This is a genomic window from Christensenella sp. (genome assembly GCF_034927525.1).
GTDB lineage: Bacteria > Bacillota > Clostridia > Christensenellales > Christensenellaceae > Christensenella.
The window spans coordinates 1-8,575 of record NZ_JAYFPU010000018.1 but is presented as its reverse complement, the minus strand read 5'-3'; the positions used below and the strand labels follow the sequence as shown (position 1 = coordinate 8,575).

General features: G+C 49.6%; 10 protein-coding genes. 2 read left to right on the top strand and 8 right to left on the bottom strand.

What is annotated here, in order from left to right:
* From VB081_RS00605 to VB081_RS00590, 4 genes are all read right to left on the bottom strand, one after another.
* The coding region (locus VB081_RS00605; protein WP_323398930.1) for a hypothetical protein at positions 1-392 on the bottom strand (392 nt) is incomplete at its 3' end.
* Positions 393-521: 129 nt separating this feature from the next.
* A complete protein-coding gene (locus VB081_RS00600; RefSeq protein WP_323398929.1) occupies positions 522-1,193 on the bottom strand; it encodes a 4Fe-4S double cluster binding domain-containing protein in 672 nt (223 codons plus the stop codon).
* A gap of 2 nt (positions 1,194-1,195) precedes the next feature.
* Positions 1,196-1,330: a sodium pump decarboxylase gamma subunit gene (locus VB081_RS00595; protein ID WP_323398928.1), complete on the bottom strand. Its 135-nt coding sequence runs from the start codon at positions 1,328-1,330 to the stop codon at positions 1,196-1,198.
* A gap of 19 nt (positions 1,331-1,349) precedes the next feature.
* The gene (locus VB081_RS00590; protein ID WP_323398927.1) at positions 1,350-2,486 is read right to left on the bottom strand and encodes a sodium ion-translocating decarboxylase subunit beta; all 1,137 of its coding nucleotides are present in this window, start codon (positions 2,484-2,486) and stop codon (positions 1,350-1,352) included.
* A 178-nt stretch (positions 2,487-2,664) separates the two neighbouring features.
* Between VB081_RS00590 and VB081_RS00585 the strand changes: the two genes are divergently transcribed.
* Positions 2,665-3,240: a flavodoxin family protein gene (locus tag VB081_RS00585; RefSeq protein WP_323398926.1), complete on the top strand. Its 576-nt coding sequence runs from the start codon at positions 2,665-2,667 to the stop codon at positions 3,238-3,240.
* A gap of 45 nt (positions 3,241-3,285) precedes the next feature.
* On the opposite strand, the gene VB081_RS00580 is transcribed toward VB081_RS00585, so the two are convergent.
* Together VB081_RS00580 and typA are read right to left on the bottom strand one after the other, a co-directional pair.
* Positions 3,286-3,915: a class I SAM-dependent methyltransferase gene (locus VB081_RS00580; RefSeq protein ID WP_323398925.1), complete on the bottom strand. Its 630-nt coding sequence runs from the start codon at positions 3,913-3,915 to the stop codon at positions 3,286-3,288.
* Between the two features lies 1 nt (position 3,916).
* Positions 3,917-5,731, bottom strand: coding sequence for a translational GTPase TypA (typA, locus tag VB081_RS00575; protein WP_323398931.1), 1,815 nt, complete (start codon positions 5,729-5,731; stop codon positions 3,917-3,919).
* Between the two features lie 99 nt (positions 5,732-5,830).
* Between typA and VB081_RS00570 the strand changes: the two genes are divergently transcribed.
* A complete protein-coding gene (locus VB081_RS00570) occupies positions 5,831-7,522 on the top strand; it encodes a U32 family peptidase (protein ID WP_323398924.1) in 1,692 nt (563 codons plus the stop codon).
* A 4-nt stretch (positions 7,523-7,526) separates the two neighbouring features.
* On the opposite strand, the gene VB081_RS00565 is transcribed toward VB081_RS00570, so the two are convergent.
* Both VB081_RS00565 and VB081_RS00560 read right to left on the bottom strand, forming a co-directional pair.
* Positions 7,527-7,958 carry a DUF7832 domain-containing protein gene (locus tag VB081_RS00565; protein ID WP_323398923.1) on the bottom strand — a complete coding sequence of 144 codons (432 nt, stop codon included), beginning with the start codon at positions 7,956-7,958 and terminating at the stop codon, positions 7,527-7,529.
* A 68-nt stretch (positions 7,959-8,026) separates the two neighbouring features.
* Positions 8,027-8,575: SbcC/MukB-like Walker B domain-containing protein (locus VB081_RS00560; RefSeq protein ID WP_323398922.1), on the bottom strand; the 549-nt coding region annotated here is incomplete at its 5' end.

Genomic DNA, 8,575 nt, shown 5'->3' with positions numbered 1-8,575 from the left:
GTCGGTTCTACAACCGCTGCCACCGGTGTCTGTTCCGGTTCGGGCTGTGTTGCGTCGCCGTTTGCCGCCAAAACCATGACCGGTACCATGACTGCTACAAGTGCAATCGCGACTACCGCTGTGAAACGCTTCATGTTGACTCTCTTTGAAGCATATCTACGAACCACACGTCCTGTCGGCTGCGACGAAGTCATGCCGCCTACGCGGGATGCACGCATGGGAGAAACCCCACTGCTGCGTTTTACCGTTGTATTCTGATACGTTTTGGATACTCTTCTTTTCTGTACTTTTCTCATGTTAGAAATATTGCCGGTCATTTCTGACAGCTTGCCTTTTACGGTGCCTACCGTCTTTAAAAGACCATCCTTAACATTAGATATAATACTTTTCATATTACGCTCCTCTGTTTTTACTCGTCATGAGTTTGTGCCTAATTTTTTAGCCTTGGTTCATTATACATCGTTGTTTTCTATTTGTAAATAGTTTTGTAATAAATTTTTAATAATTTCTTTGTACATAAGCTATAGCGTCTTCATTTCTTTTCTTGTCCCCACCGGGCATACCGCCATACAAATTCCACATACTGCGCCGCGTCCGATTTTTTGATATGACTTTTTCATGTGCATACTGCACTTCCCTACATCAATCATATCCTGCACGGAAATGCCTTCGCTCCATTCTCTGCCGCAAAGCGCACCACTCGGACACGCCCGGGTGCACAAGCCACAATGTGTACACGGGTTTTGCGACGGAACATTGTGCGCAACCGGCATATCAGTGAGCACCGTACAAAGCCTTACCCTGCAGCCGTATTCGGGTGTGAGGAACAGATCGTTATCGCCAATGCCGCCCAGCCCGCATAGTCTTGCCACTGCTTTATGCGGCAGCAGTCCGCGGTATCCGTCGTCGCTTACCGACTGAGACGCAGGAATATACGCTGCGTCATACCCTTCCCGCCTGATTGCCTGTACAAGCAAAAACGCAGTCTGGTCTAAAAAAGAGTTACACGTCCTATAATGATGGAAATACGTCTTCGTCGGCCCGTTTGTGATCCCGTCGATCACCGCATTCGGCAAGGAGACAGCGAAAGAGATCGCATAACACAGCCCGTCAAGCACGCACAGCTCCTCCGGAAGCAATGTGCTTCCGTACAAGTCAACAAACCGCTCGTCCAGTATTTTTTCGTATTCCACGATTATTCTTTCTGTTTTTTCTTCTTCGTGACTTTATTCATGATCATAACAACGATACAAATCGCAGCAATCACGACAAAGATGGAAAGCATGCCCTTCCACATCAAGTCAAGAGAACTGATCAATACTTCATTCATAGTATTTGCCTTCCCTTCCTTACATCATGATCGGGACAAGCCCGAGGATCACACCGCCTGCAACAACCGACGCGATCTGCCCTGAAACGTTCGCCCCGACCGCAAACATCAGCAGATGATTCTGGTTGTTTGCCTCAAGTCCCATCTTCTGTACAACACGTGCGGACATTGGGAATGCCGATATCCCCGCCGCGCCGATCATCGGGTTCATCTTATTTTTACTGAATACGTTGATAAGCTTTGCAAACATAACGCCTGCGATCGTATCAAAGAAGAATGCCACGAGACCAAGACCCATGATCATCAGAGTCTGCAGATTTACAAAATTTTCCGCTTTCATTGTGGAAGCGATCGTAATGCCCAACAATAATGTAATCAGGTTTACAAGCACCTTAGAAGCGGTATCCGAAAGCGAATCCAGAACGCCGCACTCGCGGAGCAAATTACCAAACATCAGGAAGCCGACCAGCGCAATGGATGCCGGCGCCACCAGTCCCGCGACCATTGTTACCACGACCGGGAACAATATTTTTGCAATCTTGGGGATATCCTCGCCGTGGTATTCCATCTTGATGGCTCGCTCTTTTTTGGTTGTTACCAATTTTATGGCCATCGGTTGTATGATAGGTACGAGCGCCATATAAGAGTAGGCTGCCACAGCGATCGGCCCTACAAAGCCGCTCCCTAGTACCTGCGATACCAAAATGGAAGTCGGGCCGTCTGCCGCACCGATGATACCGATAGAAGCCGCGTCCGGCAGAGAGAACCCAAGCGCTGCCGCAGCGGTGATCGTTGCAAAGATACCGAATTGCGCCGCCGCCCCAAAGAACAACAGCTTTGGATTTTTCAGCAATGGGCCAAAATCGATCATTGCCCCGATACCGATAAAAAGCAGCAGCGGCATCATCTCTGAAGCCTCGATCCCTACGCTGAACAACCAGTCCACGATACCGTTTACATTACCGATCCCTGCCATCACCTGATCTACCGCGCCCGAAAGCGGGATATTGACGAGGATCGCACCAAAGCCCATCGGCAGCAAAAGCGCCGGCTCCAGTTTTTTGGAAATTGCCAAGAAAATCAACACGCCGCCTATGATGAACATCACTACCTGCTGCCACGTAAGCGCCATAATGCCGTTTACAAGAAATTCCATCGAATTCTCCTTTAACCTACTTAAAATATAAATATGAAGTAAAATACCGTTAACAGTATATCATCTAATCCCTTCTTTTCAAACTGCTTTTCTGCTTTTTTAGGTAAATTTTCTTCCTCACGCTCTTTTTTCCGTGCTATACTGAATATATCATACGTTTTTCAAAGGAGTGTCGCTTATGAAAGTAGTTGCTTTTAACGGAAGCCCGCGTAGGGATGGAAACACTTACCACAGCCTGAAAATGGTATGTGACGAATTGAATGCACGAGGTGTGGATACGCAGATCGTCCAGGTCGGCGGGAATTTGTTGTATGGTTGCATCGACTGCAGGGGCTGTATGCGCGTACACAATAACAAGTGCGCCATCGAAAAAGATAAAATGAACGATTTTATTGCGGCAGCAGGCGCGGCGGACGGCATCCTGATCGGGTCGCCTGTCTATTTTGGCAATGTGACGACCGAAACAAAGGCACTCATTGACCGTCTTGGACGCGTCACCCGCGAAAACGGCTTTACGCTCAAAAACAAGCCCGGCGCAGCGGTCGTGACCGCACGGCGTGCAGGCTCCAATTTTACGATGGCCGCTATCAACTATCTATTTACCATTAATCAGATGCCCGTCGTAAGCTCGTCTTACTGGAACTTTACAATGGCCTGCGAAAAGGACGAATGGAAAAACGACGAAGAAGCGGCGGGAACATTAAAAACCCTTGGCGAAAACATGGCCTTTATGCTGGATAAATTTTCAAAATAATAGTGCAACAAACAAAAAACGGCAGCCATGCCGTTTTTTGTTTGCTTATTTTATTCCCCGGACACAGATCCAGCCGTGTTCGTTGTTTTCTTCCACCTGCACATTCTGATACCCCGCTTGCCGCAGCATATCGCGGAATTCTTCCGGCGTATTGTTGTGCATCCCGAGCATCTGTACGATCTGTTTGTCTTTTTCGCTTTGCTGTGCGTGGTCGTACATCTCTGCAACAATCAAAAGCATACCATCCGGCTTTAGGACGCGCAGCACTTCCTTTAAATCCTTGCTCAAATCCGGCCAGAAATAATAACTTTCTACCGAGGTAATGACATCGAAAAAATCACTCTCAAAGGGCATATCCGACACACTGCCATGTACAATCATCATTTTGCCGCTTTGTACATCGCTTTTGTTTTCCTTGCATGCACAGTCTACGGATGTTTCCGAATAATCAATACCGTAAAGCTTTCCATGCAACGCTCTTTTCGACAACAGTTTAAGCGCTTTGCCCCCGCCGCAGCCAACATCCAAAACCGTATCAGTATCTCTGATATCGATCTTAGAAAAGCCCCATTCCGTGAGCTCTGCGTGACTTTTGTTCATTCTTTTGATGGTTTGTCTGCCCATCATGCCCTGCGGTCTTTTGCAGTTTTCCAGAACTTTTTTTGTAATTCCCATATTATTTCTTATTGGACTTCATGCGCTGCTGATGATCCAATATCCTTTTCCTGATCCGTAAATTGTGCGGCGTTACTTCGAGAAGCTCATCGTCGCCTAAAAACTCGAGCATTTCCTCCATACTCATGTTCCGCGGCGGAACCAACCGCAGCGAATCGTCGCTGCCGGAGGCGCGGACGTTGGAGGCATGCTTTTTCTTGCATACGTTAACGACAAGGTCTTCATTTTTGGGCGAACATCCAACGACCATGCCCATATATACTGGGACACCCGCGCCAATGAACAGCGTCCCTCGCTCCTGCGCATTATACAGGCCATAGGTGATGGAATCCCCCGTCTCGAAGGCAACCAGCGATCCTAAGGAACGCTTATCGATATCTCCCTTATATGGTTCATAGCCGTCAAACACGGTATTGAGTATGCCCTCGCCGCGTGTATCCGTCAAAAATTCGCTGCGATAACCAAACAGCCCGCGCGCAGGTATTTTGAATTCGATGCGCATACGCTCCCCCTGCGGCGTCATATGAATCATTTCCGATTTTCTTGAACCCAGCTTTTCGATGACGCTGCCTACGCTTTCCGCAGGAACATCAACAAGCAGGCGCTCAATCGGCTCGCACATATGTCCGTCTACCGTTTTATAAAGCACCTTGGGTGCGCCTACCTGAAATTCGTATCCTTCGCGGCGCATCGTCTCGATCAGGATAGAGAGGTGCATCTCTCCTCGTCCGAGGACACGAAACGTTTCTGCTCTATCCGTCTCGTGTACCGCAAGCGATACATCCTTACGCAGCTCGCTCATCAGGCGGTCGCGCAAATGGCGTGATGTAACAAATTTACCGTCACGTCCCGCAAACGGACTATCATTGACCGAAAACGTCATTTCGACCGTTGGCTCTGAAATCTTAACAAAAGGAATCGGCTCAAATTCGTATTGCGCGCATACCGTATTTCCGATATTAACGCTGTCCAGTCCGGAAAACGCTACGATGTCGCCCGCCTTTGCGCTCTCTACCGGCACGCGCTTTAGGCCGTCGTACTGATAAATCGCCGTGACCTTACCGTTTGTACACAAGTCCTCTGCATGAAAATCGCATAACGATACTTCCTGCCCTTGCTTGATCTCGCCGCGCTCGATGCGCCCTACAGCGATCCGTCCCACGTATTCGTTGTAATCAATCGAAGAAACAAGCATTTGCAACGGCGCAGTCTCGTCGCCTTCCGGCGCAGGGATATAGCTTAAGATCGTATCGAACAGCGGCTTTAAATCTTCGCCCGGTGCATTGGGGTCCAACGTCGCCGTCCCTTCTCTGCCCGAGCAATAGATGATCGGACTATCGAGCTGCTCGTTCGTCGCATCAAGCTCCAAAAGAAGCTCCAGCACTTCGTCGCCCACGTCGTTTAAACGTGCATCAGGCCGATCCATTTTGTTGACCACAATGATCACGCGGTGATTGAGTTCCAGCGCCTTTTGCAGCACAAACCGCGTCTGCGGCATCGGCCCTTCGAAGGAATCCACCAGCAATACAACGCCGTTCACCATTTTGAGCACACGCTCGACCTCGCCGCCGAAATCGGCATGCCCCGGGGTATCTACAATATTGATCTTTACATTATTATAAAAAGTCGCGGTGTTTTTCGCGAGGATCGTGATCCCGCGTTCCCGCTCCAAATCTCCTGAGTCCATCACGCGATCTGCAACCACCTGATTTTCACGGAAGCTGCCGCCCTGCTTGAGCATTTCGTCCACCAGCGTCGTCTTGCCATGGTCAACGTGGGCAATGATTGCAATATTCCTTAAATCTTCTCTCACCAATTTTTTCATTCTCCTTTATTTTCAAACAATTTATTATATATCAAAACGCGCATGAAATCAAGGGAATCCGCGGTTGACAGGCTGTTGTATAATACTCTTATGGAATTATTATCTCCCGCAGGCGGGTTTGACAGTTTAAAAGCGGCTATTGAAAACGGCGCGGACGCGGTGTATGTCGGCGCGCAGAATTTCAGTGCGCGTAATCTCGCGGAGAACTTCGGTGATATCGCGCAAGCCGTCTCTTATACACATGCGGCGGGCGTAAAGCTTTACCTAGCGCTCAATACATTGGTGCGCGACCGCGAGATCGCTGCTTGGATCGGCACCGCAAAGGAGGCGGCTGCGGCAGGGATCGATGCTTTTATCGTGCAGGATCTTGGCTGCGCAATGCTGCTCAAACGATTGTGCCCTGATGTCCCTTTGCATGCAAGCACACAAATGACTGCGTACAGTGCACGCGGCGTGCAGGTTCTTACAGAACTTGGCTTTTCGCGGGTGATCCTCGCGCGCGAGCTTTCCTTTGCCCAGATTTGCAATATTCGTGAGCAGACGGACGCTGAGCTGGAGATTTTTGTGCACGGAGCACTGTGCGTATGCTATTCCGGTCAGTGCCTGATGAGCAGTATGTTCGGCGGGCGCAGTGCAAACCGCGGATTGTGTGCACAACCCTGCCGCCTCGACTATAAGCTGGAAAATAAATCAGGACGGCTGTTGAGCCCTAAGGATATGTGTCTTGTGGACTATATTGGCGATATCAAAGATGCAGGTATTGCGAGCATCAAGATCGAAGGGCGCATGAAGCCTGCGCAGTACGTAGGTACTGCAACGCGCATCTACCGCAAGGCGCTTGACGGCGGACGTATTACGCAAAAAGATAAAGACGACCTGCTAAAAGCGTTCAGCAGGCGCGGTTTTACCTCCCGTCCATTCAGCGCCAAAATGCCCGAAACAATACAACGCGACGAGCGTCTTTCTGCAGATGAATCTGTGGCACATGCAGGACATATTTCCTTCGGCGAATATACCGCTCTGCCAAAGGGTAAGAAGAAAAATCCCCATGCCCTTGCCGCACAGGTCTTAAGTAAGAAGCAGGCGTTATCCGTATTGGATGACGTTGACATCCTCTATGTGCCCTGCAACGCCTTGTGGGCACAGGAGGTCGTTACGCAGGCACATCAGCAAAGTAAGAAGTGTATTGGCATTCATCCTTTGGTCGATCGTGAAGATGATTGCACGCCGTCCGCCTCTTTTGACGGCGAAATGTACGCTACCCTTCTTCACAATACCACAAGGCACAAGGTTGCCAATCTGTCCTTCAATGTGATGAACAGCGAAACGCTGCATACCCTGCACAGTCTTGGATATGAGCGCGCTACACTAAGCGCGGAGCTTAATCTGGCGCAGATCAGGGATATTTGCTCTCCTATCCCCACAGAAGTGGTGGTCTATGGCAGGGCGACGCTCATGACCACCATCTACTGCCCGATCAAATGCGACAAAAAAAGCTGCCGTGCAGACGGCAACTTATTTCTTACAGACCGTATGGGTAAGCGCTTTCCTATCATCAAAGCAGATGATAAGTGCTGCGTACGCATCTTAAACTCCCTGCCGATCTTTATGGCGGATAAGCTCAATCAGGTGAGCGCGGACGTCCTGCGTCTTGTCTTCACGACAGAATCCCTGCGGGAATGCAGGGATATCGCCCGCCAATACCGGCTGGCCATGCAGGGCAAAAGCGTCAAGCCCTCCGGCGAATTTACGCGCGGGCACTTCCTGCGCGGCGTAAATTGAACGCTTAATCGAACTGCTTGTTCTTCCACTTTTCGAATTTTGCACTGATCAGAGGTTCCACACGGTCGTAGTTTTCCCATGTATCCTCATGCAGATAAACGGCAAATTCACAGTCCGCACTGTCATTGCCCAGCACATCGGCGTAATCGTCTATATAGTGCGAATCGTAATACTCCGCGGTGAATTCAAGCGCCTCATCTGTCATCAAATCCTCGATCAGGCTCTCGTCAAAGCACTCTATCAGAAGGTCTCTCCCCGTCATCTCACGGTTTTTGACCTTTTGCATTTCCGCATCGAATTCACCGAACCATTCTTCTTCAATCAGATCGTTCTCGATCAGCCATGCGAGATACATCCCCATATGCGTTCCCGCACATTCGTACGCAATGCTATCCGGAAAGTTCACTGCATGCCAGTCCATCTTATCAAACGCCATTTGTTGTCCCCCATTTTGTTTTATCGATATTATACGCCTGCCTATAGCAGCATTCAATAACATTTTCGCTAGATATTTATGACAATTTCGCTTCCTTCCCGCTCTTTTCTGACCTCAATGGAAGCATCGATGTTCTCCCTTAAAAGCTGTACGTGGGAAATGATTCCCACGAGCCTTTGCCCGCCTCGTATGCTGGCAAGGATATCCAGTGCATTTTCGATAGACGACGGATCCAGCGATCCAAAGCCTTCATCAACAAACATAGCGTCGATCTGTATTCCTCCGCTTTGTGCCTGCACCACTGCCGAAAGCCCCAGCGAAAGAGACAGCGCAACCAAAAACTTTTCCCCGCCCGAAAGGCTTTTAACGCTTCTGCGTTCGCCGGAATACGCATCGAACACCTCAAGATCCAGCCCTACCTTACGCGCACGGCCTTGCCCCTCTGCCGTACGGTACAGCTGGTAGCGTCCATCATGCGCTTTTTTCAACAATCTGTTTGCCTGTCCGGTGATCGCTGACAGCATCACGCCGAGCACATAGCGCTTGAGCCCTACTCCTTTATCTCCGCGTAGCAGCTTCGCGAATACATCAAGCTCCACATATTCTGCCGTTTTTTG